General features: G+C 63.6%; 28 protein-coding genes and 1 tRNA gene. 9 read left to right on the plus strand and 20 right to left on the minus strand.

Translation table 11 applies throughout. The features are described from left to right. Nucleotides 1–3: 3 nt before the first annotated feature. Together P0D96_RS10145 and P0D96_RS10150 are read right to left on the minus strand one after the other, a co-directional pair. Nucleotides 4–426: a hypothetical protein gene (locus P0D96_RS10145; protein WP_106283591.1), complete on the minus strand. Its 423-nt coding sequence runs from the start codon at nucleotides 424–426 to the stop codon at nucleotides 4–6. A 342-nt stretch (nucleotides 427–768) separates the two neighbouring features. Then, nucleotides 769–1,731, minus strand: a complete 963-nt coding sequence (locus P0D96_RS10150; RefSeq protein ID WP_408313253.1) for a LysR family transcriptional regulator — start codon at nucleotides 1,729–1,731, stop codon at nucleotides 769–771. Between the two features lie 227 nt (nucleotides 1,732–1,958). Between P0D96_RS10150 and P0D96_RS10155 the strand changes: the two genes are divergently transcribed. Then, nucleotides 1,959–3,362: a M20 family metallopeptidase gene (locus P0D96_RS10155; RefSeq protein ID WP_408288191.1), complete on the plus strand. Its 1,404-nt coding sequence runs from the start codon at nucleotides 1,959–1,961 to the stop codon at nucleotides 3,360–3,362. A gap of 64 nt (nucleotides 3,363–3,426) precedes the next feature. Continuing rightward, nucleotides 3,427–4,710 carry an MFS transporter gene (locus tag P0D96_RS10160; RefSeq protein ID WP_408288194.1) on the plus strand — a complete coding sequence of 428 codons (1,284 nt, stop codon included), beginning with the start codon at nucleotides 3,427–3,429 and terminating at the stop codon, nucleotides 4,708–4,710. 138 nt (nucleotides 4,711–4,848) lie between these two features. On the opposite strand, the gene P0D96_RS10165 is transcribed toward P0D96_RS10160, so the two are convergent. Beyond that, the gene (locus P0D96_RS10165; RefSeq protein ID WP_408313255.1) at nucleotides 4,849–5,901 is read right to left on the minus strand and encodes an NADP(H)-dependent aldo-keto reductase; all 1,053 of its coding nucleotides are present in this window, start codon (nucleotides 5,899–5,901) and stop codon (nucleotides 4,849–4,851) included. A 156-nt stretch (nucleotides 5,902–6,057) separates the two neighbouring features. On the opposite strand from P0D96_RS10165, the gene P0D96_RS10170 reads away from it, so the two are divergent. Together P0D96_RS10170 and P0D96_RS10175 are read left to right on the plus strand one after the other, a co-directional pair. After that, nucleotides 6,058–6,270, plus strand: coding sequence for a DUF3820 family protein (locus P0D96_RS10170; protein WP_132376917.1), 213 nt, complete (start codon nucleotides 6,058–6,060; stop codon nucleotides 6,268–6,270). A gap of 207 nt (nucleotides 6,271–6,477) precedes the next feature. Beyond that, complete coding sequence (locus P0D96_RS10175) at nucleotides 6,478–6,723, plus strand: hypothetical protein (protein ID WP_132374854.1); 246 nt, start codon at nucleotides 6,478–6,480, stop codon at nucleotides 6,721–6,723. A gap of 66 nt (nucleotides 6,724–6,789) precedes the next feature. Here P0D96_RS10175 and P0D96_RS10180 read toward each other — a convergent pair whose 3' ends face one another. The 3 genes from P0D96_RS10180 to P0D96_RS10190 all read right to left on the minus strand — a co-directional run bounded on the left by P0D96_RS10180 (nucleotide 6,790) and on the right by P0D96_RS10190 (nucleotide 9,676). After that, entirely contained in the window at nucleotides 6,790–7,440 is a 651-nt protein-coding gene (locus P0D96_RS10180; protein ID WP_408313257.1) for a trimeric intracellular cation channel family protein, read from the minus strand. A 92-nt stretch (nucleotides 7,441–7,532) separates the two neighbouring features. Continuing rightward, on the minus strand, nucleotides 7,533–8,087 hold the full coding sequence (cysC, locus tag P0D96_RS10185) for an adenylyl-sulfate kinase (RefSeq protein ID WP_408313259.1): 555 nt from the start codon (nucleotides 8,085–8,087) through the stop codon (nucleotides 7,533–7,535). Beyond that, on the minus strand, nucleotides 8,084–9,676 hold the full coding sequence (locus tag P0D96_RS10190) for a tetratricopeptide repeat-containing sulfotransferase family protein (RefSeq protein ID WP_408313261.1): 1,593 nt from the start codon (nucleotides 9,674–9,676) through the stop codon (nucleotides 8,084–8,086). The genes cysC and P0D96_RS10190 overlap by 4 nt, the downstream gene beginning before the upstream one ends. Before the next feature lie 349 nt (nucleotides 9,677–10,025). Between P0D96_RS10190 and P0D96_RS10195 the strand changes: the two genes are divergently transcribed. Next, on the plus strand, nucleotides 10,026–10,394 hold the full coding sequence (locus P0D96_RS10195) for a hypothetical protein (RefSeq protein ID WP_408175627.1): 369 nt from the start codon (nucleotides 10,026–10,028) through the stop codon (nucleotides 10,392–10,394). Between the two features lie 77 nt (nucleotides 10,395–10,471). Here P0D96_RS10195 and P0D96_RS10200 read toward each other — a convergent pair. From P0D96_RS10200 to P0D96_RS10210, 3 genes are all read right to left on the minus strand, one after another. Next, nucleotides 10,472–10,547, minus strand: a tRNA-His gene (locus tag P0D96_RS10200). Nucleotides 10,548–10,635: 88 nt separating this feature from the next. Next, complete coding sequence (gene dusA / locus P0D96_RS10205; protein ID WP_408313263.1) at nucleotides 10,636–11,637, minus strand: tRNA dihydrouridine(20/20a) synthase DusA; 1,002 nt, start codon at nucleotides 11,635–11,637, stop codon at nucleotides 10,636–10,638. Nucleotides 11,638–11,754: 117 nt separating this feature from the next. Next, complete coding sequence (locus tag P0D96_RS10210) at nucleotides 11,755–12,000, minus strand: hypothetical protein (protein WP_408313264.1); 246 nt, start codon at nucleotides 11,998–12,000, stop codon at nucleotides 11,755–11,757. Between the two features lie 627 nt (nucleotides 12,001–12,627). Between P0D96_RS10210 and P0D96_RS10215 the strand changes: the two genes are divergently transcribed. Then, nucleotides 12,628–12,894: a hypothetical protein gene (locus P0D96_RS10215; protein ID WP_091794641.1), complete on the plus strand. Its 267-nt coding sequence runs from the start codon at nucleotides 12,628–12,630 to the stop codon at nucleotides 12,892–12,894. Nucleotides 12,895–13,043: 149 nt separating this feature from the next. Here the strand turns inward: P0D96_RS10215 and P0D96_RS10220 are convergent, their stop codons facing one another. From P0D96_RS10220 to P0D96_RS10230, 3 genes are all read right to left on the minus strand, one after another. Next, nucleotides 13,044–13,412 carry a glyoxalase superfamily protein gene (locus tag P0D96_RS10220; RefSeq protein ID WP_132374862.1) on the minus strand — a complete coding sequence of 123 codons (369 nt, stop codon included), beginning with the start codon at nucleotides 13,410–13,412 and terminating at the stop codon, nucleotides 13,044–13,046. 89 nt (nucleotides 13,413–13,501) lie between these two features. Beyond that, nucleotides 13,502–13,747: a DUF6566 family protein gene (locus tag P0D96_RS10225; protein WP_408313266.1), complete on the minus strand. Its 246-nt coding sequence runs from the start codon at nucleotides 13,745–13,747 to the stop codon at nucleotides 13,502–13,504. Nucleotides 13,748–13,859: 112 nt separating this feature from the next. Next, nucleotides 13,860–14,057, minus strand: a complete 198-nt coding sequence (locus P0D96_RS10230) for a hypothetical protein (RefSeq protein WP_132374864.1) — start codon at nucleotides 14,055–14,057, stop codon at nucleotides 13,860–13,862. Between the two features lie 150 nt (nucleotides 14,058–14,207). Here P0D96_RS10230 and P0D96_RS10235 point away from each other — a divergent pair, with 150 nt between their 5' ends. Next, nucleotides 14,208–14,522: a hypothetical protein gene (locus P0D96_RS10235; RefSeq protein ID WP_408313268.1), complete on the plus strand. Its 315-nt coding sequence runs from the start codon at nucleotides 14,208–14,210 to the stop codon at nucleotides 14,520–14,522. A 6-nt stretch (nucleotides 14,523–14,528) separates the two neighbouring features. Here P0D96_RS10235 and P0D96_RS10240 read toward each other — a convergent pair whose 3' ends face one another. From P0D96_RS10240 to ssuD, 4 genes are read right to left on the minus strand one after another with little or no spacing between them, the layout of a single operon-like run. Beyond that, complete coding sequence (locus P0D96_RS10240; protein ID WP_012432764.1) at nucleotides 14,529–14,744, minus strand: TOBE domain-containing protein; 216 nt, start codon at nucleotides 14,742–14,744, stop codon at nucleotides 14,529–14,531. A 48-nt stretch (nucleotides 14,745–14,792) separates the two neighbouring features. After that, the gene (locus tag P0D96_RS10245) at nucleotides 14,793–15,794 is read right to left on the minus strand and encodes an ATP-binding cassette domain-containing protein (protein ID WP_408313270.1); all 1,002 of its coding nucleotides are present in this window, start codon (nucleotides 15,792–15,794) and stop codon (nucleotides 14,793–14,795) included. Next, nucleotides 15,791–16,633: an aliphatic sulfonate ABC transporter permease SsuC gene (gene ssuC, locus P0D96_RS10250; RefSeq protein WP_408288226.1), complete on the minus strand. Its 843-nt coding sequence runs from the start codon at nucleotides 16,631–16,633 to the stop codon at nucleotides 15,791–15,793. Before ssuC ends, P0D96_RS10245 begins: the two co-directional genes overlap by 4 nt. Before the next feature lie 56 nt (nucleotides 16,634–16,689). Continuing rightward, nucleotides 16,690–17,850: an FMNH2-dependent alkanesulfonate monooxygenase gene (ssuD, locus tag P0D96_RS10255; protein WP_408313273.1), complete on the minus strand. Its 1,161-nt coding sequence runs from the start codon at nucleotides 17,848–17,850 to the stop codon at nucleotides 16,690–16,692. Nucleotides 17,851–18,353: 503 nt separating this feature from the next. Here ssuD and P0D96_RS10260 point away from each other — a divergent pair. Beyond that, nucleotides 18,354–18,779, plus strand: coding sequence for a hypothetical protein (locus P0D96_RS10260; protein ID WP_408288230.1), 426 nt, complete (start codon nucleotides 18,354–18,356; stop codon nucleotides 18,777–18,779). A 90-nt stretch (nucleotides 18,780–18,869) separates the two neighbouring features. Here the strand turns inward: P0D96_RS10260 and P0D96_RS10265 are convergent, their stop codons facing one another. Together P0D96_RS10265 and P0D96_RS10270 are read right to left on the minus strand one after the other, a co-directional pair. Further along, nucleotides 18,870–20,006: an enoyl-CoA hydratase/isomerase family protein gene (locus tag P0D96_RS10265; protein ID WP_408313275.1), complete on the minus strand. Its 1,137-nt coding sequence runs from the start codon at nucleotides 20,004–20,006 to the stop codon at nucleotides 18,870–18,872. Between the two features lie 46 nt (nucleotides 20,007–20,052). Next, complete coding sequence (locus tag P0D96_RS10270; protein ID WP_408313277.1) at nucleotides 20,053–20,931, minus strand: TetR/AcrR family transcriptional regulator; 879 nt, start codon at nucleotides 20,929–20,931, stop codon at nucleotides 20,053–20,055. 135 nt (nucleotides 20,932–21,066) lie between these two features. Here P0D96_RS10270 and P0D96_RS10275 point away from each other — a divergent pair, with 135 nt between their 5' ends. Further along, a complete protein-coding gene (locus tag P0D96_RS10275) occupies nucleotides 21,067–22,065 on the plus strand; it encodes an NAD-dependent epimerase/dehydratase family protein (RefSeq protein ID WP_408313279.1) in 999 nt (332 codons plus the stop codon). 48 nt (nucleotides 22,066–22,113) lie between these two features. On the opposite strand, the gene P0D96_RS10280 is transcribed toward P0D96_RS10275, so the two are convergent. Further along, entirely contained in the window at nucleotides 22,114–22,575 is a 462-nt protein-coding gene (locus P0D96_RS10280; RefSeq protein ID WP_408288242.1) for a DUF1488 family protein, read from the minus strand. Beyond that, the coding region (locus P0D96_RS10285; RefSeq protein ID WP_408313281.1) for a hypothetical protein at nucleotides 22,575–22,783 on the minus strand (209 nt) is incomplete at its 5' end. The genes P0D96_RS10280 and P0D96_RS10285, both read right to left, overlap by 1 nt.

Genomic DNA, 22,783 nt, shown 5'->3' on the forward strand with positions numbered 1-22,783 from the left:
TGCTTAGTCCTCGTCGTCCGTCCACGGAATGTCCACGTCGGAGATAAACGCCACCGTGGCGAATGGGCCGCCGTCCTGACGCCCGATCTTGCCGTCGGCGCGCTGCCACTCGACCCGGAACACCGTGCCCGGATCGTCGGCGATCAGACGGACCGTACGCACTTCGTCCGGATCGGCTTCTTCGACGGGACCGTCGAGCGAAATCTGCAGTTCCTGCGGCCACAGCCCATCGGCCGGATCGTAGATCTTGTCGCCGTCGGGAATCAGTGTGAAGGCTTCCACGCCGATCGTCGCCGACGCGTCCACGATCATCTTGCCCAACGCGCGCAGCAACGCCGTGGCCCGCGCCGAATTCGCCTGACGGATTGCGAGATCCCCGCGCGTCAGCGCCTGCTCAAGTTTTGGGTTTGTTTTTTGTTGCGCCATTCGATGTCCTGAGTCCTATCGCTCTGTTGTGGATGGCACGCGAATTCGAGCGCGCGCCGCTGTCCATTTTTCGGGCTGAATCCTACCACCGGTGTCCCCAAGGTGACTTCCTTCGGTGCGTGCACTGCAGCATTGCCTGCCGTGCAGTCCGCGTCTTCAACCCGCCCCGTCCACCACAGTTTAGGTCGTGATTCGCGTTCCGGCTGGGACATTTGCCTTTCATTTGGTAGCGAATGGATCGCTATCGCACGCATGCGGCCAGCCTGCTTCGTGGTGCGCGGGCGCTCGCAAACCCTGTTTCGCCGCGTTGATGCCACGTGGATTTTCCAAGCCCTGGAGCCGTCAGCGGGTGCTCTTGCCGCGCTTTCGCATGGCCTTAGAGGAAGCCGCATCGGCTGGCTTCGCGCCCGCGATTTCCGCGATCAGATGATCCCGGAATGCCCTCACCGACTGCGGCAGTGCACGCCCCGCCATGGTCTGCACCTGAATGCTGCGCTGGCGCATCTGCGGATGCGTCATCGGCATCACGACGAAGCCGTCGCCGGCATAACGATCGCGCACGGACAGCAGGCCCGTGAACATGATCGCGCCGGACTTCTGCGCGTAGCGGTACATGGCGCCGCTGTTGTTGCAGGTGAGCTCGGGCTCGAGCAGGACGCCTTCGAGCGCACAGGTAATGTCGATCAACTGACGAATCGTCGTGCCGGGTTCAGGCAGCACGAGCGGGTAGCGCTGCAAGTCGGCGAGCGACACCTTCGCGCGCATGGCCAAGGGATGATCGGCGCGCAGCAGCGCCAGCACCGGTGCGCGTTCCGTGTGCTCGACCTTGACGCCCTTCTCCGGCGCGAGGCTGAAGGTCAACGCAAGGTCGGCGTCGCCGTCGCGCACCTGACGGGTCGCCTCGCCCGGCGACATGACCGAGAGCGTGAAGTCGATGCCCGGATACTGAACCCGGAAGCTTGCCATCGCGGTGGGCAGGAAGTCGGCGGCGAAGCCTTCGGAACTCGCCACCTTGATCATGCTGCCATGCAAGGTCTCGAGGCCGCCGATCTCCTTCATCACATGCTCGGCTTCGAGCAGGCTGCGCTGCGCGTAGGCGAGCAGGCGCTCGCCGGCTTCCGAGAGCGCCATGCCGCGCGGACGCCGTTCGAAGAGCGCCACGCCGAGGTCGCTTTCGAGCCGCGCCACTTGCCGGCTGATCGCGGAGACAGCGACATGCAAGCGCGCGGACGCGTCGCTGAGCGAGCCGGTGCGAGCGACCTCGACGAAATAGCGCAGCGCGATGCCATGCAGCGAAAGTGCCATGCCTTGTGCCTCGTTCAACGGTATGCGCCGCCGAGCCAATGTCCGCGAGCGCTTCAACTCAATGCAGCGAGCTTTGCCTTTTCGGCAACGCAAGCTTCGAAAGACGATCATTGTGACAAAAAAAACGGCCTTCTAGAATCGGTTCGAAGCTGCAGGCCACGTCCAATCGAAATCAGACAAGACCACGCGCCGCCCGCCCCCACATTCCGCCCGCATTGGAGACACCCATGAGCCGCACACAGGCCATCGAGCACGCCACCCAGCATTTCGAATCCGGCGCCTTTCTCGAGACCCTCAACCGTCGCGTCGGTTTTCGCACCGAAAGTCAGGAGGACGATCGCGCCGCCACACTGCTGTCGTATCTGACCGACGAGATCACGCCCGAAGCGGCGGCCCTCGGTTTCCGCACGCGCATCGTCACGAATCCGGTGGATGGCTTCGGGCCCTTCCTGATCGCGAGCCGCCACGAGGGTGACCATCTGCCGACCGTGCTGATCTACGGCCACGGCGACGTGGTGCGCGGCTACGACAGCCAGTGGCGCGCGCCGCTCACGCCGTGGGCCGTGACCGTCGATGGCGAGCGCTGGTTCGGCCGCGGCACCGCCGACAACAAAGGCCAGCACAGCATCAACCTCGCCGCGCTGGCGAGCGTGCTCGCCGCGCGCGACGGCAAGCTCGGCTTCAACGCGAAGCTGCTGATCGAGATGGGCGAGGAAACCGGCTCGCCCGGACTCGACGCGATCTGCCACGCGCACCGTGAAGAACTGGCCGCCGACGTGTTGATCGCCTCAGACGGTCCGCGTCTTGCCGCGCGCCGCCCCACCGTGTTCCTCGGCTCGCGTGGCTCGGTGAACTTCAAGCTGTCGTTGAATCTGCGCGAGGGCGCGCATCATTCGGGCAATTGGGGCGGTCTGCTGCGCAATCCGGCCACGGTGCTCGCGAACGCGTTGGCGAGCCTCGTCGACGCACGCGGCGTGATCGCTGTCGCCGGTTTGCGCCCGCCGCCGATTCCCGAAGCGGTGCGCCGTGCTCTCGCGGATATCACGGTAGGCGGCGGCCCGGGCGATCCGGCCGTCGACGAGAACTGGGGCGAGCCCGGCCTCTCCGCGCCCGAGCGCGTGTTCGGCTGGAACAGCTTCGAAATACTCGCGTTCAAGGCTGGCAATCCGGAGAACCCGGTCAATGCGATCCCGTCGTCGGCGTTCGCGCATTGCCAGTTGCGCTTCGTGGTCGGCACCGATTGGGACAACCTCGAACGGCATCTGCGCATGCATCTGGATGCGCACGGCTTCTCGCAGGTGCGGATCGACGTCGAGCGCGGCGCGCCCGCCACGCGTCTGAACCCGGACGATCCGTGGGTCACCTGGGCGATCGCCTCGCTTGAGCAGACCACCGGCAAGAAGACCGCCGTGCTGCCGAATCTGGGCGGCACGCTGCCCAACGAAGTGTTCGCCGACACGCTCGGCCTGCCGACCATCTGGGTGCCGCACTCCTACCCCGCCTGTTCGCAGCACGCGCCGAACGAGCACCTGCTCGGCCCGGTCGTGCGCGAAGGCCTGCAGATCATGGCGGGCCTCTTCTGGGATCTCGGCGAGAACTCGCCGCGCGCCGTACCTCACGCCGCAACCTGAGCGACGCCCGGACCAACCGGGCGCAAGCCGCCGTTATCCGCATCTGTCACGAGGCACGTCCACGATGAGCACGTCCACTTTGCAAGCCAGCGCCGCGCGGCCGTCCGCCGCGAAGGTCCATCGCATCATTCTCGCGGCGTCGATCGGCAACGCGCTCGAATGGTTCGACCTCGTCGTCTATGGTTTCTTCGCGGTGACCATCGCGAAGCTGTTCTTCCCGGCGCGCACCGAAGCGATCTCGCTGATGCTCACGCTCGGCACCTTCGGCATCTCGTACATGATCCGGCCGCTCGGCGGACTCGTGCTCGGTTCGCTCGCGGATCGCGCCGGACGCAAGGCGTCGCTGCTGCTGTCGATCGCGCTGATGATGATCGGCACCCTGACGATCGCCGTGATGCCGCCGTATGCGGCGATCGGCCTGTGGGCGCCCGCGGGCATCATGCTCTCGCGGCTCGTGCAAGGTTTTTCGGCGGGCGGAGAGTTCGGTGCGTCCACCGCGTTTCTGGTCGAACATGCGCCCGAGCGCCGCGGCTTCATGGGTAGCTGGCAGTTCGCGAGCCAGGGCATGGCGACGCTGCTCGCCTCCGGTTTCGGCGCGCTGCTGACGAGCCAGCTCACGAGCGCGCAACTCGAATCATGGGGATGGCGCGTGCCGTTTCTGTTCGGCCTCGCGATCGGTCCGGTCGGCTTCTACATCCGCCGCTATGTAGATGAAGGCGCGGAGTTCAATGCAGAGCCCAAAGCCCGCACGCCGCTGCGCGACCTGTTCGGCACGCAGAAGGTTCGCATGACGCTGGCGGTCGGCTCGCTGATCATTTCGACGGCGGCCAATTACATGATCCTGTACATGCCGACCTACGCGATCAAGCAGCTGCACCTGCCCGCCTCGACCGGCTTCGCGGCGACACTCGCCACCGGCGTGGTGCTCACGGTGCTGACGCCGTTCGCGGGCCATCTGTCCGATAGCCTCGGACGCATCCGCATCATGGCGACGGCCGCCGTGCTGATGCTGGTGACGGTGTATCCGGCCTTTATGTATATGAACGCGCATCCCTCGTTCGCGACGATGCTGCTCGCGTTGATCTGGATCGGCGTATTGAAGGCGACGTATTTCGGCGCGCTGCCCGCGTTGATGTCGGAGATTTTCCCGACGCAGACGCGTGCGACCGGGCTCGCGGTGAGCTACAACATCGGCGTGACAGTGTTCGGCGGCTTTGCGCCGTTCGTGATCACGTGGCTGATCGACGCAAGCGGCAACAAGCTCGCGCCTGGTTTCTATCTGATGTTCTGTGCGGTGGCGAGTTTGCTCGCGCTTTATGCTGTACGCGGGAAGCTGAAAATCCGCTGAGAGCGTACGTCGAGGTCAAGGCGGCGGCGTTGTGGAAGCGAAGCACACCACCGCCTTGCGAACGCCCCGGCCGCGAAGCCGGGGCACAGTCACGCATGATTCGAGCCGGACCCAAACCATGCGCTCAACGCTCGCGCATCAAGGCGCCGGATTCGGCTGCAACTCATGCAGCGCGTCGATTTCCGCCAGCACTTCCGGCGAGAGTTTCACCTCGGCGCTGGCGATGTTTTCCTTCAACTGATCGAGCGAGGTCGCGCCGATCAGATTGCTGGTCACGAACGGCTGGCTATTGACGAACGCGAGCGCGAATTGCGCGGGCGACAAACCGTGACGCTTCGCCAGCTCGACGTAGCGCGTGATCGCCTGCACCGCTTGCGGCTTGCTGTAGCGCTGAAAGCGCTCGAACAGCGAGATGCGGGCGCCGGCCGGACGCGCGCCGCCTTCATACTTGCCCGTCAGCCAGCCGAAGGCCAGCGGCGAATAAGCCAGCAAGCCGATGTGATCGCGATGCGCATACTCGGACAGACCCACTTCGTACGTGCGATTGACGAGGCTGTACGGATTCTGAATGCTGACGATGCGCGGCAAGCCGAGCTTTTCGGCCGCGCGCAGAAACTGCGCGACGCCCCACGGCGTTTCATTCGACACGCCAACGTGGCGCACCTTCCCCGCCTTGACGAATTCGGCGAGCACCGACAGCGTTTCTTCGATCGGCACCGTATAGGCGTCGTCGACCCACGGATACGCGGGGCGGCCGAACGTCATCGTGCTGCGATCCGGCCAGTGCAGCTGATACAGATCGACGTAATCCGTTTGCAGGCGCTTCAGGCTGTCGTCGAGCGCTTCGGTCAGATTCTTGCGGTCGAACTGGTTGCCTTTGCCACGAATATGGGTCGGGTTGTGCGGTTGACGCGCCGGGCCGGCGATCTTGGTGGCCAGCACGATTTTCTCGCGGGCGCTGCGATGCTGCGCGAGCCACGTGCCGATGAAGCGCTCCGTCGAACCCTGCGTCTCGGCACGCGGCGGCACGGGGTACATTTCAGCGGTGTCGATCAGATTGACGCCGTGATCGAGTGCGTAATCGATCTGCGCGTGCGCTTCCTGCTCCGTGTTCTGCTCGCCCCACGTCATGGTGCCGAGACCGATCAGGCTAACCTGCACATCGGAGTCGCCGAGTCTGCGGTATTCCATTGAACTTGTCCTGTTGATAGGTTGAACGAAAAGCGCATGACGTTACCATGCCCGCGCGATACCTGCAGGGCAGGCTAAAATGCGGTTCCAGCGGGCGCCGCCCGCTTTGCCGCGCAAAACGTGTCGCGGCGGTTTCCCAGCGCCGACCCTTCTGCAATGAATCCCGAACATCTCGAACTGCTGGTCACGCGCGTCATGCCTTACGGGAAATATAAAGGCCGCATCATTGCGGACCTGCCCGGTCATTATCTAAACTGGTTTGCTAGCCAAGGCTTTCCGCCGGGCGAAATCGGCCGGCTGCTGGCGTTAATGCACGAGATCGATCACAACGGTTTGAAGTCGCTGCTCGAGCCGTTGCGCAAGCGCTGATCGCCTCCCGGTGAAAGCCGCGTGAAGCGCCGTGAAGCATGGCTGAAAGTTGCCCTGCAGGCATCGTGCAAGCAATGTAGGCCTGTACAAATTTATACAGTCTTTTGCTTGTACCTTGCCGGCTGAATGGACTTTAATCCACGTAGGTCTTCGCGCAAACTTCCATGATTCGCGCTATCGTCCGCCTGTCATCTTGCCTGTCTGTCCATGTCTGAATTCAGCTTGTCCGCGCTGCTCGAATTTATCGGCCACGACCTCTCGCCGGTACGGGCGGTCATCGCGTTCTTCCTGATCGGCTACCTCGTCGTCGGACTGCCTGTGCATTTCCGCCAGGGCGCCGCATCGCGCGACATCTGGGGCACCGCCGCCGGCGTCACGATGGCTGCCATCTATGCGGCGTTCATCATCGGCGTGTACCCGGCTTTGCATCATTCGGCCGGGTTGTTGCGGTAACGCGAAGCCGATTCGAAGCGCGCCTTGCATATGCGTGTGCGTGTGCCTACGGTCGATGCGCATCGCTTAAACGGGCGACACCTTCGGCAGCTGCCAGCCGTAGGTCACGGCGAGCACGCGCAAGATGAAGCACGCCGAGCCGCCCGCCAACGCCGCGGCGCCCGGTGGCAAGCCGGCGCGACGCGCCACCACCACGATGAACGCCCCCGCGAACGCAGCCGTCGCATAGATGTCGGCATGCAGGACGAGCGGCACGCGCGCCAGCAGCACGTCGCGAATCACGCCGCCGCCCACACCCGTGACCGTCCCCATCAACATCGCGATGAACGGACGGATGCCGAACAGCAGCGCTTTTTCCACGCCCGCCACGGCGAAGAGCGCGAGGCCGGCAGCATCGAGCACGGTGACAAGCGCGACGGGAAACTGCTGCGCCGTCGAGTGGAAAATGAAGGTGAGCAAACCGGTGACGAAGGTCAGCGCCGGATAGCGCCAGTCGCGGATCGCGTTCGGCGGCGAATCGCCGATCAGCAGATCGCGAATCACGCCGCCGCCGAGCGCCGCGACAAACGAAATCACCATCACGCCCAACAGGTCGAGACCGCCGCGTATCGCGCTGAGCGCACCCTCGAGCGCAAAGACCACCGTGCCCGCCAGGTCGGCCGCCAGCACCAGTGTTTCGACGTTCAGCCTGAGTTTTCGTATCGGCAATGTCGGCATCGACGCTTCACCCCTTCTGTCCCCGAGAAATCGAAACGGTATAGCGAAACGTCGTGGGCCGGGTGAGAAATCTGCGCATGGCTCGCCGGGTTTCAGGACGAAGCGCGCTGACCGCTCAGACGCCCCGTCGCGACCAGATGCGCGAGCAGGCGATCCACTGATTCGTCGACTGGCATCCGGTCGCTCTCGATCTCCACATCGGATGCGAGCGGCGCTTCGAAAGGCCCGGAAATGCCGGTGAAATGCGGAATCTCGCCGCGCCGCGCGCGAGCGTAAAGCCCTTTGGCATCGCGGGCTTCGCAGACCTTCAACGGGGCATTCACGAACACTTCGACGAAACCGTCACCGACAATTTCACGCGCCGAACGCCGATGCCGATGCTCCGGCGAAATCACCGCGGCAATCACAACGTAGCCCTGCTGCATGAAGAGCGCCGCGACATGCGCGACCCGCCGCAAGTTCTCGGTGCGGTCCTCGGGCGTGAAGCCGAGGTCGGCGTTCAGTCCGCGCCGCAGCACATCGCCATCGAGCACGATCGCGGCATGCCCCGCTTTTTTCAGCCGCTGATGCAAGGCGTTGGCGAGCGTCGATTTGCCGGCGCCGGAAAGCCCCGTCATCCAGATCACGGCGCCGCGGGACGCGCTCATGAGCGACGCTCCGCGCCGCTGGCCGCGACCTCGTCAGCCTCGTGGTGACACGCCGGAGCGAGTTCCGGGCCCAAGCCCTCGAGCAATGGTTGCAGCAACGCGCGTTGCGGCTGCCAGCGTTGCAGCGACGTCTTGTACAGCGGACGGCGCACCTGCGCGGAACTGGCCGTGTTCACCTGGCGAGTGGTCCGATAAAACGACAGACAGCGTTCGTCCCAGTCGAGCCCGCAATGCGCGAGCACGCGGCGCACATTGGCTTCGAAATCGCCGACCAGTTCTTCATACTTGACCTCGATCATCACACCTTCAGGGAGCACGCGTTGCCAGTGAGCCATCAAGGCGTCGTACGCGCGGTAGTAGCGGCCCAGTTCGCCGAGATCATAGCTGAACGGCACGTCGTGAAAGATCCGCGAAAAAATCGACAGGCAGGTTGGTAACGGCGCGCGGCGGCTGTGAATGAAGCGGGCGTTCGGCAACGCGAGATGGATCAGGCCGAGGTTGATGAAGTTGAACGGATATTTGTCGGTGAAGTGCGTGTAGTTCGCAGCCGGACTGCACTCGTCGTTTTGAGCGAAGTCCTGGAGTTCCGGCAACGCATTGCGCATGCGACGCAGATAGTCCGCGCCGAGCGTGCGCAACGGCGCGGCGCCGACGTCCCACAATGCTTCGATATCGATCCGCAACGGATCGCCGAGATCGCGGCGGATGCAATTCACCAGCGCCTCGCCGAATTCCGTGCGCTCGCCCGCGCCGAACACTTGAGGATGGCTCGCAAGAATCTGTTCGATCAAGGTCGAACCCGAGCGCGGCATGCCGACGATAAAAATCGGCGCCTGCGATGCGTCGCCGAGACCGCGCTTCGCCGCCAGCACGTCGGAGGTCATCAGCTCCGGCAGATGCGCGAACAGGCCGAGCGTTTCCGCTTCGTTGTACCGCACGCCGGCGCGGTGCAGCGCATTGCCCTTCAGGAAGTGATCGAACGATACGTCGTTGCGGCCCACGTCGGACAGCGCCTGGCCGTACGCGAAGTGAAGCTCCGCCTGATTGGCCGGCGTGAGCGACGCGGCGTCGTCGACGAGGCGCGCCATCGCGAGGAACACGGGATCGTCGGCGGCGAGGCGCTTGGACTGCACGAAGTTGCGGTAATACAGCGGCACTTGCGGCGCGGCTTCGATCGCGCGGCGATACGCTTCGTGCGCTTCGTCGAAACGGCCGAGCGCCTGCAGGCAGTTGCCCATGTTGTTGTGCGAGCCGTCGGCTTGCGGATTTACGCGCGTCGCCTCGCGATAGGCTTCCACCGCCGGTTCGAGCCGATGCATCTGCTCGAGCGTCCAGCCGAGGCCGTGATGCGAATCCGTATCGCGCGGATCGAGCGCGATTGCTTCGTGGTAACGGACGACGGCTTCGGGAAAACGGTTCAGCGCGGCGAGCGTGGCCGCGAGGCGCTGCTGAACGAGTGCGTCCGAAGGATCGAGCGCGCGGGCAGTTTCGTAACGTTGGAGCGCGGCGTCGAGTTCACCGCGCGCGGCGCAAGCGTCGCCTTCGGCGCGCCATTCCGATGCGGTAGCCGGCTGTGGATCTTGCTTCATTGACGGCTGGATTTTTGCAGGCTTCGCATCGAGCGGTCCTGACAGTGAGCGAGTGCGATCTTTTCATCCAGCCCGGCAAGCGGCACGGTCGGGAGTCGAAGGTAATTGTCTGACGGCAACTTAACAGGCGCGCCCTACAGTTGCGTTTCGAATATTTAACTAACTGTTACAGCACGACGCATGAGTAAGGTCTCGAAAGCTTGTCGCCCCGCCTTATCGCCATGGCTTTCGATCGCCATGCAAGTCTGAGCGCCGCGCCATGTCATGCGCAAACCGTAATTTGTGGACACAAATGCTGCTGAACTCCTGCGCGTGCGTTTTTTCTGAATCACATACGAAGGAGAAAATCGTGAGCAAGCTCATTGCATCAATGGCGCTGTTGGCAGTGACGGCCAGTCTGACCGGATGCGCGGTCGCACCGGGATATGACTACGGCTACGCGCAACCTTATTACCCTGATTACGGCTATGCCTACGGGCCGCCGTATGCGCCGGTTTATGGCAGCGTCGGCATCTATGGCGGCTGGGGTGGGTCCTGCTGTTACCACGGCGGGTACTGGCATGGCGGCCATGGATGGCATGGCGGAAACGGATGGCACGGCGGCGGCGGTGGCTGGCATGGCGGTGGATACGGCGGATCTCACGGCGGCAGCAGCGCTAGCGGCGGGGGAAGTTCGTGGAGCAGCGGCGGTGGCGGCCACGGAGGACATGGGCATTGAAACCGCGAACCCAAAACAAAAACGGCGTTGTGATTTCTCACAACGCCGTTCGTAAAACTTTTACTGCCTGAATTCTTTGGGGTGGCTGATGGGGCTCGAACCCACGACAACAGGAATCACAATCCTGGACTCTACCAACTGAGCTACAGCCACCACTGACATCTGCTTGACTCGCCGTAAAACTTGGCTCGCCGATGAAGAAACGAGATTATACGAACAAGAATCCCGTTTGCCTAGTCCTTTATTCAAAAATTTCGATGGGCTCGCGCAGATGCTGTCTTGCCTCGTCGAAGATGGTCAGATCACGCGCGGCGAGCCGCTTGCTATCGGACAACGCGCGACGCCATCCACGTGCACCCGCTTCGCCGCGATAGAGACCGAGCGCATGGCGCGTGATGGAGCCGAGATAAGTGCCGCGCGCCATTTCAGCGGCGCAATACTCGATCAGCTTCGCTTCGACCTGCTCGCGAGTCAGCGGCGTTTCCGTCGAACCATAGAAGCGCGCATCGACATCGGCCAGCAGATACGGGTTGTGATAAGCCTCACGCCCGAGCATCACACCGTCGACGTGTTGAAGATGCGTCTCCACTTCATCGAGCGTCTTGATGCCACCGTTGATGATGATCTCCAGATCCGGGAAGTCGCGCTTCAACTGATATGCATACTCATATTTGAGCGGCGGAATCTCGCGATTCTCCTTCGGACTCAAGCCCTTGAGAATCGCGTTGCGCGCATGCACCACGAACACATTGCAGCCGGCTTCCGCAATCGTGCCGACGAAATCGCGCACGAAACCATACTCTTCCACGGCATCCACGCCGATGCGGTGCTTCACGGTGACCGGCACCGACACCGCATCGCGCATGGCCTTCACGCAGTCGGCGACGAGTTGCGGCTCGTTCATCAGGCACGCACCGAACGCGCCGCGCTGCACGCGTTCGGACGGGCAGCCGCAGTTCAGATTGATTTCGTCGTAGCCCCATTGCTCGCCGAGCTTCGCCGAGCGCGCGAGGTCGTCAGGTTCGCTGCCGCCCAGTTGCAAAGCGACCGGCGCTTCTTCGGGCGTGAACGCGAGATGGCGCGGCACGTCGCCATGCAGCAACGCGCCGGTCGTCACCATTTCCGTGTAAAGCCACGTATGGCGAGAGATCACGCGATGCAGAGAACGGCAATGACGATCGGTCCAGTCCATCATCGGTGCAACCGATACGCGGCGCGGACTGGGAGTGTGAGGTGAAGACATGGGGCGGCCAGACGGCTTGATTCAAAACACCGATTTTACCGCAAGGCGTGAAATCGCCGGCCCGGGCGGGCTACTGGTCACCTGCGCTTCGATTGATTGACACCAAAACGCTGAGCTTCAGCGAGTCGCGCCCGAGACGTTCGTTCCGCCCTCATCCGTTTTAGCCTGCAGCAAGTCGGTGTTGCGCATGGCCGATACCACGTCCTCAATGCGCGCGTCCTCGATCAGGCGTCGGCCGGCGCGCAGGCGTCGTGCGTTCGTCAAATCGATCGCGCGCTGCAAATCGGAAGTTTCAGCGGCGATATATACGGCCATCCCATAGCCATATTTATCGGCGAGCTTGTAGTCGAAGAAGTATTTCATGCTCCCGTTTTCGGCAGGCGCGCCGAAAACTTTACAGCGGGCTCACGAGAGCATGCGAAACGGTCGCCCCTCGCGGAACAGATCAGCCATCAGTGCTGCCCCGCGTTCAACAGCATCCATATCTGCTTCCGAGGCTCGCCGGCAAGGACGCGCGCGAACGCCGCTCGACAGCGCACGCACGTGTAGTGCTCCTCCGCTCGCTCGTCCTTCACTGCCCCGCGACTATTCAACGTCAGGTTGTCATGCGGGCGATGGGCGGCCGGCAAGCCAAAAAGCTCGAAGCAGTCGGCGCACGGTTGAATCCACAGGTCCATCGAAGTGCTCCCCAAGGCAACTAATCAGACTGAACGCCGATTCGCACCCCGCTGCCAATTGCGATTAACCCGCACCGCCACGCGGGTCTTTGACGGCCCAAAACGCTTGGCCCGCGGGGTCGGAACACCGCTGACGCTTGTCCCGCTTACCTTCAGCCGATTATTTCAGAATCAAGAACAGTAATTTCAGATTATCGGCACAAATTTTCAATAGTAGGGGTATACACTGCCTCCCATCGACGTTGCAGACACACCTCACCGGCCCCTGCGACGCCTTCCTGAATTGAAGTCGAAACGTTATCGGAGTCACACCATGAAGACCAAGCTCATCGCCGCCCTGCTGGTTGCTGTTTCTGCCTCGATCGCTGCTCCCGCCTTTGCTAGCGGCTACGGCCCGGCACCGTTCTACCGTCCGTCGGTCGGCGCACCGGCTTCGCAACAAGGCCAGAACGCACAAACCGTCGCAGCTGAACGCGCCAACGCTGAATCGAATGCCTACGGCGGCGTGAACAATGTGTCGTCGCAATCGGGCGCCAAAGAGCCGGTTTCGGGCCCGCAATCGGTTTTCTTCGGCCACTAAGCAGTTGCCGTTGAACCGGCTGCCTCACGAGGGCAACCGGTAAACTGGGCGCCGCGCATGCAGTATCGATGCCGGCGCCCAGTTGCGTTGACGCGGCATTGAAGCCGCACCATTGCACGCCGCTTACTGCTCAGCGACTGATCGCCCGCCTAGTCGCCCTTCGGCGATTCGCAAAACCGGATCCGGTTGCCAAACGGATCGACCGTCTCCAGCACCCTTCCCCACGGCAACGTTTCAACACCCGGCTTTCCATATTTGTAGTCTTTGCGCTGAAGTTCGGCATGAAACGCGTCGATGTCCTGCATCGGCACGAAAATCGTCGAACCCGGCGTGGCGTCGCCATGATGCTCGCTCAAGTGCAGGATCAGATCGGAGCGCCGCACCTGCGCATAGAGCGGGAAATTCTCTTCGAACCGGTGTTCCCATTCGACAGTGAAGCCGAGAAAGTCCACGTAAAACTCCCGGGCTTTTTCCTCGGAAAAGATACGGATGATCGGGATGGCACGCGCGAAATGCACAGCGGTCTCCAGCTAGTCATGGCGGGACAGCCAGCTTAATCGAACGCGTTCGCAATTTCACCCAGGCGCGCAAGGAGCAGGCGGCCAGGCTAGGCGGCCAGCCCGCCCGCGTCGATCGCTGCGCGCGCCGCCTGGAAGCCCGCCTCGGCCGCGGCATGCTCCGTGCACCATAAGGTCTCGATGTGCACGAGCCGCCAGTCGAGCACAACCACGTCGCCTCGCAACACCCGAAAATGCGCTTTCACGCCTGTCAGCACCTGCTCGACGGCGACCTCGATGTCGTAGTCCTGATAGCGCTCCTGGTAGTCCCCCATGTCGAGGCCCTTCGGCTCCATGTGCGCCTCCGTGGTGTCGCCGTGAATGTGACGGCCAGACTTGTCCGGCGAGCACGCTCGACGGCTCGCGGAACGATTCGGCCCGAGCGTCAGGCCGACCTTGCGCTGACGATCAATCGCAATCGCCAGAAAGATATTGCCGGCCGTTGCAGGTGATTTCGACGTCGCCGCCGCTCGCTTCGGCAACCAGGCCGCCCGCCAGCAATTCGGCTGTGATGGACTGCGCCAGTTTCGGCGCCTCCTGTCCGACGCCGACGTCGTTCAGACGCCGCAAGGCTTCAACCGCTTCGGGACTCAATGACTTCGACATGGCCGTCTCCGTCTACATGCTCAATTCATCCTAGCAAGTTTCGGGGACGTATGCAGGCGCGCGTCGAGGCACGCGGGTTGCGTGGCTGGAGTCATCCCACCAGCGTGACAGCGGCGAAACCGCCAGGCGGCATCGCCAAGGAGGACAGACATGGAGCGAAGCAGATGGGCGGCGCTGACAGCGGGCGTCGCGCTGGCGGTAGCCGGCACGAGTGGCACGGTGGCATTCGCACAGACGGCGAAACCGGGAACCGCGCAACAAGCAGGGCAAACCGGACAAACGACGAAAAACCCGGCCCAGGCAGCGCCGCAAAACGACAACTCGTCGATGGTCAAGCCGCCCGAGTCCGCCTCGGGCTCAGGCGGCTCGAGCAATCCCGACAACATGCCGATCAAGCGTCCGACCAAGCCGACCAACGACAGGATGACGCACGAGCCGCCCGCCAGCGGCGCGAACGCAAAATAGCGAGCCTCAAAGGCGCGCGATCGACACCTCCGTCGACTTCACCAGCGCGATCACTTCCGAGCCGACCGTCAGCTCAAGTTCGTCGATGGAGCGTGTGGTGATCACCGAGGTGACGATACCGAACGGCGTATCCACATCGACTTCGGACACCACCGGTCCGCGGATGATTTCCTTGACCTTGCCTTTGAACTGATTGCGTACGTTGATTGCGGAAATGCCCATATCGAGTGACTCCAGAAAAGCGATTTAGAAACAGTCAGTCAAGCAATGTCAAACGGCCCAGCGAACTTCCGTCGGCCGCCTGAGACGGCCTTCGTCACGTGCGTCGTATGCGCGGTGGGACAGCGCGTCGTCATTCGGCGCCGTCTTCAGTACGCGTTGCAGCACATGTTCTTCGAGCGCGGCAAAACCGGCCGACGCGCGAGCCCGCGGACGCGCCAGCGGCACCGGCTGATCGAGCGCGATGCGCCCTTCTTCGATCAGCAGGATCCGGTCGCCGAGCGCCACGGCTTCATGCACGTCGTGCGTGACCAGCAGCGCGGTAAATTGATGCTCGCGCCACAACCGCTCGATCAGCGCGTGCATCTCAATGCGCGTCAGCGCATCGAGCGCGCCGAGCGGCTCATCGAGCAACAGCAATTGCGGCCGATGCACGAGCGCCCGCGCCAGCGCCACCCGCTGACGCTGACCGCCGGAAAGCTGCGCGGGCCAGTCGTTGGCGCGCTCCAGCAAGCCGACTTCGGCGAGCACGGCGCGGGCGTCCTCACGGGCGCTGCGGCCGAGGCCGAGCATCACGTTTTGCAGGACGCTCTTCCAGGGCAGCAGACGCGCGTCCTGAAACATGATGCGGGTGTCGAGCGGGCCGCCTTCCTCGGTGCGCTTTTCGAGCACACCCGAAGTGGTCTTTTCCAGACCGGCGACGAGCCGCAGCAAGGTCGATTTCCCGCAGCCGCTGCGGCCGACGATCGCCACGAAACTGCCGCGTTCGATCGACAGATTGAAATCGGACAGCACCTGGCGCTCGCCATAACGTTTGCCGACGCCGCGCAATTCCACCGAATAATCCCCGGCGCGGCGGGCGTCGTTGCGCGCGAGCGCGCCGGCCGACAGCGCCGTATCGACACGCGCCTGATGATGGTGCGCTGCATCGGCATATTCGCGGTCCGCAGCTTCATGCGCGTCATGATCGACGGTGCGCGCTTGCGCCAACTCGGCTTCGAGATCGCTGCCGGCAATCCCGCCGAACGACGCGGACAAGGTCGTTGCGCTCATGATTTCGCTCCTCGTTGATAGGCCGGGTGCCAGCGCAGCGAGACGCGCTCGAGACTCTTGGCCAGCACGTCGGCGAGTTTGCCGAGCGCCGCGTAGAGCAGAATGCCGACCACCACCACATCGGTTTGCAGGAATTCGCGCGCGTTCATCGTCATGTAGCCGATACCCGATTGCGCGGAAATGGTTTCGGCGACGATCAGCGTGACCCACATCAGCCCGAACGCGAAGCGCACGCCGACCAGAATCGAGGGCAACGCGCCCGGCAGAATCACGTGCCGGTACAGCGCGAAACCCTTCACGCCATAACTGCGCGCCATTTCGATAAGGTTGGCGTCGACCGAACGAATGCCGTGAAAGGTGTTCACGTAGATCGGGAAAAACACGCCCAGCGCGACGAGAAACACCTTCGCCTGCTCCTCGATGCCGAACCACAGAATCACGAGCGGAATCATCGCCAGCGCCGGGATGTTGCGGATCATCTGCACGGTCGAGTCGAGCGCGATCTCGGCGGGCTTGAACAGACCCGTCGCGAGTCCAAGCACGAGGCCGATACCGCCGCCAATCGCGAAACCCGACACCGCGCGCCACGTGCTGACCTTCACGTCCGCCCACATTTCGCCGGACTGGATCAGCGACCACGCGGCCTTCACGACCGCGAGCGGTTCAGGGAGCACGCGCGTCGACAGCACGCCGCTCCTCGCGGCGAATTCCCAGGCCAGCAGAATCGCGAGCGGCGCGAGCCACGGCGCGAGATGCGCGCCGATCCGGCGCAACGCGTTCAAAGCCACGCCGGCCTCGGCGCCTTCGTGCTGCCCGGCGCTCACAGTGGATTGAGCCATGCTTGCGTTCCTCATTGCTTATCGGTGGTGATGCCTGCTGCTCACAACACGCGAGTTCAGCTCGAACTCGCCGCCTTCGGCAGATAGTTGTTGCCGACGATCTCGCCGAACGGCCCCGACAGCGGTCCATTCGACACCTTGTTCTGACGGTTCGGCAGCAGCGGAAACACCAGCTCGGCGAAGCGATACGACTCTTCCAGATGCGGATAGCCCGACAGAATGAAGGTGTCGATGCCGAGATCGGCGTACTCCTTCATGCGCGCCGCCACCTGCTCCGGGCTGCCGACCAGCGCCGTGCCCGCGCCGCCACGCACGAGGCCGACGCCCGCCCACAGATTCGGATAAACCTCGAGCTCCGCGCGGCCGCCGCGCTTGCCGCCGTGCAGCGCGGCCATGCGGCGCTGACCCTCGGAGTCCATCTTCGAAAACGAGGCCTGGGCGCGCGTGATGGTTTCGTCGTCGAGCTTGCTGATCAGCTTGTCGGCGGCGGCCCACGCTTCTTCTTCCGTCTCGCGCACGATCACGTGCAGACGAATCCCGAACTTGATCTGGCGGCCATGCGCCGCGGCGCGCGCGCGAATATCGGCGATTTTCTTCGCCACCGCTGCGGGCGGCTCGCCCCACGTCAGATAGGTATCGATATGCTCGCCCGCCATGTCGTGCGCGGCCGGCGACGAACCACCGAACCACAGCGGCGGATGCGGGTTCTGCACGGGCGGATACAACGCCTTGCCGCCCTTCGAACTCAGATGCTTGCCTTCGAAATCGATCGCGTCGTTGGTGTGCGAGGCGGCCAGCAGCTTGCGCCAGATGTGCAGGAATTCGTCGGTGATTTCATAGCGCGTGTCGTGGTCGACGAACACGCCGTCGCCTTCCAGTTCGGCCGCGTCGCCGCCGGTCACGACATTGATCAGCAGACGCCCGTTCGACAGGCGGTCGAAGGTCGCCGCCATGCGCGCGGCCAATCCGGGCGACGAAATGCCAGGGCGGATCGCCACCAGAAACTTCAGGCGTTTGGTCGCGGCGATCAGGCTCGACGCGACGACCCATGCGTCCTCGCACGAGCGGCCCGTCGGCAGCAGCACGCCCTCGTAGCCGAGCGTATCGGCGGCGACGGCGATCTGCTGGAAATAGTCGTAATCGGCTGCGCGTGCGCCTTGGGACGTACCGAGATAGCGGCTGTCGCCGTGAGTCGGAATGAACCAGAACACATTCATTTGCTGCTCCTGCATGGTCGAAACTGGATTGAATGAATACGGTGCGTCGAGCGTTCGCGCACACGCCGGCCGCGCCCATCCATCCGGCACACAGCCGGACGGTGCATCGCAAAGAGGCGGAAAAATTCGGTAGCGGCGCCGGTTAGCGGCGACAGCGGACCCACCGGCGCGCGCGCGCCATGTGGCGGGTGAAGATCGGCATCAGGCAGGACATCGCGACGGCTTCCCTCGACCAAACGTGCGCGTCATGCGCTCGATTAAACGGCGACGGCGGCAAACACCGTCTGCATGGAGAAACAGTCTATGGATCGGGCTGCGGCTTTTGAACGATTTTTTTTAGCTTAGGTTTTCCACTTTCGTGATTAGCCCGACGCTAAAGCATACGGATGTTGCGCGTTGTGCACGCTGGAAAGGCAGGGTCACTATATATAATGGCGCACGTTTCCAATAATCCCGGTACAGGCCATGCGAACCACGCCGCCTGTACCTTGGCGGTGCAATGCATGCAAAAACTCATCCTGCCGTTCGTCGCCGGTTTTCTGGCTTCCCTGTTCTTCCACGAATCGACGCTGGCGCTGCTGCATGCAGCCGGGATGATCGACCCGACCGGTTTTTCGACCGCGCCGTTTTTACCGCTCGGGCTGCCTGAGTTCATCGCCAATGCGATCTGGAGCGCGGTCTGGGCCGTGCTGATGGCGTGGCTCTTGCGCGTCGCGCCGCATCGGCGTGCGCCGTGGGTGCCGGCCTTCGTGTTCGGCGGCATTGCGTTGACAGCGGCGAGTGTGTTCGTGATCGATCCGCTGCGCGGCATCTGGCCGAGCGGCAACATGCTGCCGCGCCTCTCCGTGGGATTCGCGGCGAATGCGATGTGGGGCTGGGGCGCGCTGGTGTTCATGCGCGCGTTCATGGCGAGTGAAGACGAGGAATGAGCGGCTTGGCCGCTTGGCCGCAGGGTCAGTCGCAACGCTATGCCGCCGGCAAGGGCCGCATAGCATGCTGAACTTGGAATCGCTCGCGCCTTAACCGCGCAAATCCCGCAGCGGGTGTTCGTTCGCCGGCCACGGGCTCTCGAACATCTTCTCGACCTCGGCGGGGTTCACGTCTTCGATGCGCGCAAAGCGCCAGCGCGGCGCGTTGTCCTTGTCGATGATGCGCGCGCGAATGCCTTCGATCGTGTCACCGTGCAGAAAGCTCGAGCGCGTCAGATCGAGATCGCTACGCAGCACATCGGCCATCGAACCCTCGGCGCGCGTTACCACTTCCAGCGACACCGCCATCGACAGCGGCGAACGTTCGCGCAACACCGCAATCATCTGTTCGGCCCAATCGGCGGCGTCGCCGCCGCCGTTGCGCTCGCTTTCGAGCGACGCGAGAATCCGCGCGACATCCGGCAACGCGAAGTGACGATCGATCAACGCACGCGCGTTCGCCAGCGACGACGCCTCCGGTCGCGGCACGACCTGATGCGCGAGCGTCTCGCGTTCGACGCACGCCACCACGTCCGCGCCGCGCTCGAACCGCTCGCCGCGCAAGGTGTCGACCAGCGCGGGCAACGCCGCGTCGTCCATATAGGTGTCGGCGAGACCCGCGTAGAGCGCGTCGGCCGCGCCGATCGTTTCGCCGGTCACGGCCAGATAGCGGCCGATCGCGCCCGGCGTGCGGGCCAGAAACCAGCCCGCGCCGACATCGGGAAAGAGGCCGATGCGGGTTTCGGGCATCGCCATCTTGATCGAACCGGTAACGACGCGCAGACCGCCGGTGCGATGCGCGCCCTGCGAAATGCCCATGCCGCCGCCCATCACGACGCCGTTCATCAACGCGATATACGGCTTCGGATAGGTAAAGATCGCGTGGTTGAGCCGGTATTCCTCGATGAAAAACGTGTCGCGCGCGTCATGCGCGCCGCGCTGCGCCGACTCGTAGAGAAAGCGGATGTCGCCTCCCGCGCAGAACGCGCGCGGGTGCTGGCTGCGCACCACGACGGCGAGCACGTCCGGATCTTCGCGCCACTGGTCGAGCGCCGCGTGCATCGCGCGAATCATGCCGGTCGACAGCGCGTTGAGCGCCTTCGGCCTTTCCAGTTCGATGAAACCGATGCGGTTGGCTACGTAAGTCGCGACTTCGTCGCTGATGGCGGGCGAGGCGGAAATGGACATGGAGAGCTAAGCGCAACGGCGCAAAGTGAGGTGGAATTGAACGTTATCACGCACTCGTGGCTTTGCGCCTAGGAGCGGGCACGCTGACACTGCTCGCCGCTTTCGCCGATTTTTTGGCTGAAGGCTGAGCGGCGGGCTCGTTGTATGGCTCCGGCTCCGACTCCTCTGACGATTCGGTGCGCACATCAGGGGATTTTTTCTTGCGCGTGCCGGCGGTGGTCTTGGTGCTCTGCGGTTGCGTTGCGTGCGATGTGCCCAGCCAGGCGTCGAGCGCGACCTCCACCACCGTATCGAGCGGCGCGCTCGGAAACACGGGACACGTGAGGTTCAGGGCAACGATGCCGTGCAGGTTCGCCCAGAAGGCCTCGGCCCACACCGCCACATCCATCGACGCCGACAGACGCCCCGCCGCTTTCAGTTCTTCGAGCGCGGAAATCATGATGTGCAAGGCGGCCTCGCCGGGATCGTCCTCGGGTGCGGCCGCTTCGCCGCTTGCCTCGTCAGACGCCGTGATCCCGTTGCCCTCGCCCGCCACCGCCTTACCCTTCGCCGCGCCACCCAACGCCGCGCCGGTGTAGCTCGGATCTTCCATGAAGATGAGCCGGTACGTTTCCGGATGCGCGACGCCGAATGCCACATAAGCCCGCCCGAGCGCCTTGAGCCGCTCGGCAGGATCGGCGATGCCCGCGAGCGGCACGAACGTCTCCAGCAGTTGCGCGTAGCCCTCCGCGCACAACGCTTGCGCGATCTCATCGCGGCTTGCGAAGTGCAGATACAGCGTGGCCGGTGAATATTCGATGGCGTCGGCGATTTTGCGCATGGACAGCGCGGCAAAGCCTTCGCGCATCACGATACGCCGCGCGGCATCGAGGATGCGTTCGCGCAGTGCCTGTTTCTGGCGGTTCTTTCGTTCGGCGATTCCCATGACGAGCATTTTCGGGTTGACAAACTGAAAAGTCAAATTAAACTGAACACTGTTCACTGAACGGTGTTCATTAAATTTTCGAACATCAGTCGCAACTCATGCGGACGCGATGCGGCGCCGCTTCAAGGAGTCGTCATGCAAGTCACAGGCAAGGTGGGTTTATTCGGCGCCGCGGGCGCGGCCGGTCAGATCATCGCGGCGGCGCTCGGCGCGGCGGGCCGCGACTATCGGGTAGTCGGCCGCTCGCGCCAGCCGCTCGAGGCCGCGTTCGGCCACGATCCGCACGCGGAGATCGTCACGTGGAATCCGGACGACCCGGCTTCGATCCGCGCGGCGTCGCAAGGCCTGCAGACGGTGATTTATCTGGTCGGCGTGCCCTACGATCAGTTCGCCGCGCATCCGCCGCTCATGGAGAGAACGCTTGCCGGCGTGACCGCGGCGGGCGTCGAGCGCTTCATTCTGATCGGCACGGTGTATCCGTACGGCCGTGCCCGCGGCAATCCGATCCGCGAAAACCATCCGCGTGAGCCGCATACGTTCAAGGGCCAAATGCGGCTCGCGCAGGAAAATCTGGTGCTGGCCGCGCATGGCAAGGACGGCCTCTCGACCCTCGTGCTGCGCCTGCCCGACTTCTACGGTCCGGGTATCGAACGCAGTCTGCTGAACGGCGTGTTCGAAGCCGCGGCTAACGGCAAACGCGCGCAGGTGATCGGCCCCGTGGATGTGCCACATGAATTCATCTATCTGCCGGATATCGGACCGGTGGTCGAACAGCTCACCCGCACGCCCGAAGCGTATGGACGATGGTGGCACCTCGCCGGCACGGGCACCATCACGCAGCGCGAAGTGGCGCGGCAAGCCTACGCGCTGGCGGGCCGCCAACCGAAGCTGATGGTGGCGGGCAAAACCCTGCTGCGCGTACTCGGCCTGTTCAATCCGTTGATGCGGGAACTGGTGGAGATGAATTACCTGATGACCGAACCGGTCGTGCTCGACGACTCGGCGTTGACCGAACTGATCGGCCCGATCGCCAGGACGTCTTATGAAGAAGGCATCCGCCATGCGTTCGATGCCGCGCGTGAGTCGGCATCGGCAAATGCAGGAGCGAACAGAAGCGCCGCGAGCGCGGCTTGAATGAGAATACGAGCACGGTCCGGGTACGGCGGTGGTGTGGCAGCGCCACTACCCCGCTACGTTGCCCGGCGGAAAGTGGCCACTCTTGAGCAGCACGGGCGTGCCGTTGCTGATCTGCAAGTGCTCGCGCGCGACCGCTTCGATGCGCGGACGTCCGGCGTCGAACGCTCGCATCCAGCCTTCCAGGTCCTCGGAGTAGGCGCCGAAGTGATCTTCGAGCGCTTCCACCGAGATCGCGCACGGCACCGGCTCGCCGTCCACCAGTGCGGGAAAGACAACGGTCAGATTCGAGTCGCGGTAAGCGGGCGCGTCCGCGGGAAACCGAATTTCCATGGTCGCCTCATCAGAAAGATCCGGCAGGGAACCGGCGCCGGCGAGAACTGGCCGGCCCCGGACAACGTCGATATGGTACTCGCGCGGCCGGACCGCGGTCCAGCCTGCCGCAGCGCTTTCGTCAGCGGTTTTGTCGATGCTCGCAGTCACGCTTTGCTCCGCCTTACGCACTGCCATCAAGCGCCTCCCAACAAGCGGTCGACGTAATCGCGCGCCGCCTGCTCGACGAAGACGAGCGCCTCCTCTTCGCTGCCGAAGCGCTGCCCGTCGCCGAGTTCAAGCAAGGTTTCCATTCGGTGAGGATCGTCCGGACCGTGTTCAGCCAGGCTCACCGAGCCGACGTAAATCCCTCCCGCACTGCCGGGGGGGGGGGGGGGGGGGGCGG

The sequence above is a fragment of the Paraburkholderia sp. RL17-347-BIC-D genome, from assembly GCF_046027915.1.
Lineage (GTDB): Bacteria > Pseudomonadota > Gammaproteobacteria > Burkholderiales > Burkholderiaceae > Paraburkholderia.

Bases quoted from the DNA above. Each gene is read 5' to 3' on its own strand.
- P0D96_RS10260 (WP_408288230.1), top strand. From the start codon at position 18,354: ATGCAAAAACTCATCCTGCCGTTCGTCGCCGGTTTTCTGGCTTCCCTG.
- P0D96_RS10280 (WP_408288242.1), bottom strand. From the start codon at position 22,575: ATGGCAGTGCGTAAGGCGGAGCAAAGCGTGACTGCGAGCATCGACAAA.
- P0D96_RS10270 (WP_408313277.1), bottom strand. From the start codon at position 20,931: ATGGGAATCGCCGAACGAAAGAACCGCCAGAAACAGGCACTGCGCGAA.
- P0D96_RS10215 (WP_091794641.1), top strand. From the start codon at position 12,628: ATGAAGACCAAGCTCATCGCCGCCCTGCTGGTTGCTGTTTCTGCCTCG.
- cysC (WP_408313259.1), bottom strand. From the start codon at position 8,087: ATGAGCGCGTCCCGCGGCGCCGTGATCTGGATGACGGGGCTTTCCGGC.
- P0D96_RS10160 (WP_408288194.1), top strand. From the start codon at position 3,427: ATGAGCACGTCCACTTTGCAAGCCAGCGCCGCGCGGCCGTCCGCCGCG.
- P0D96_RS10210 (WP_408313264.1), bottom strand. From the start codon at position 12,000: ATGAAATACTTCTTCGACTACAAGCTCGCCGATAAATATGGCTATGGG.
- ssuD (WP_408313273.1), bottom strand. From the start codon at position 17,850: ATGAATGTGTTCTGGTTCATTCCGACTCACGGCGACAGCCGCTATCTC.
- P0D96_RS10225 (WP_408313266.1), bottom strand. From the start codon at position 13,747: ATGGAGCCGAAGGGCCTCGACATGGGGGACTACCAGGAGCGCTATCAG.
- P0D96_RS10245 (WP_408313270.1), bottom strand. From the start codon at position 15,794: ATGAGCGCAACGACCTTGTCCGCGTCGTTCGGCGGGATTGCCGGCAGC.
- P0D96_RS10265 (WP_408313275.1), bottom strand. From the start codon at position 20,006: ATGTCCATTTCCGCCTCGCCCGCCATCAGCGACGAAGTCGCGACTTAC.
- P0D96_RS10170 (WP_132376917.1), top strand. From the start codon at position 6,058: ATGAATCCCGAACATCTCGAACTGCTGGTCACGCGCGTCATGCCTTAC.
- P0D96_RS10190 (WP_408313261.1), bottom strand. From the start codon at position 9,676: ATGAAGCAAGATCCACAGCCGGCTACCGCATCGGAATGGCGCGCCGAA.
- dusA (WP_408313263.1), bottom strand. From the start codon at position 11,637: ATGTCTTCACCTCACACTCCCAGTCCGCGCCGCGTATCGGTTGCACCG.
- P0D96_RS10235 (WP_408313268.1), top strand. From the start codon at position 14,208: ATGGAGCGAAGCAGATGGGCGGCGCTGACAGCGGGCGTCGCGCTGGCG.
- P0D96_RS10155 (WP_408288191.1), top strand. From the start codon at position 1,959: ATGAGCCGCACACAGGCCATCGAGCACGCCACCCAGCATTTCGAATCC.
- P0D96_RS10275 (WP_408313279.1), top strand. From the start codon at position 21,067: ATGCAAGTCACAGGCAAGGTGGGTTTATTCGGCGCCGCGGGCGCGGCC.
- P0D96_RS10240 (WP_012432764.1), bottom strand. From the start codon at position 14,744: ATGGGCATTTCCGCAATCAACGTACGCAATCAGTTCAAAGGCAAGGTC.
- P0D96_RS10165 (WP_408313255.1), bottom strand. From the start codon at position 5,901: ATGGAATACCGCAGACTCGGCGACTCCGATGTGCAGGTTAGCCTGATC.
- P0D96_RS10150 (WP_408313253.1), bottom strand. From the start codon at position 1,731: ATGGCACTTTCGCTGCATGGCATCGCGCTGCGCTATTTCGTCGAGGTC.
- P0D96_RS10230 (WP_132374864.1), bottom strand. From the start codon at position 14,057: ATGTCGAAGTCATTGAGTCCCGAAGCGGTTGAAGCCTTGCGGCGTCTG.
- P0D96_RS10180 (WP_408313257.1), bottom strand. From the start codon at position 7,440: ATGCCGACATTGCCGATACGAAAACTCAGGCTGAACGTCGAAACACTG.
- ssuC (WP_408288226.1), bottom strand. From the start codon at position 16,633: ATGGCTCAATCCACTGTGAGCGCCGGGCAGCACGAAGGCGCCGAGGCC.
- P0D96_RS10175 (WP_132374854.1), top strand. From the start codon at position 6,478: ATGTCTGAATTCAGCTTGTCCGCGCTGCTCGAATTTATCGGCCACGAC.
- P0D96_RS10145 (WP_106283591.1), bottom strand. From the start codon at position 426: ATGGCGCAACAAAAAACAAACCCAAAACTTGAGCAGGCGCTGACGCGC.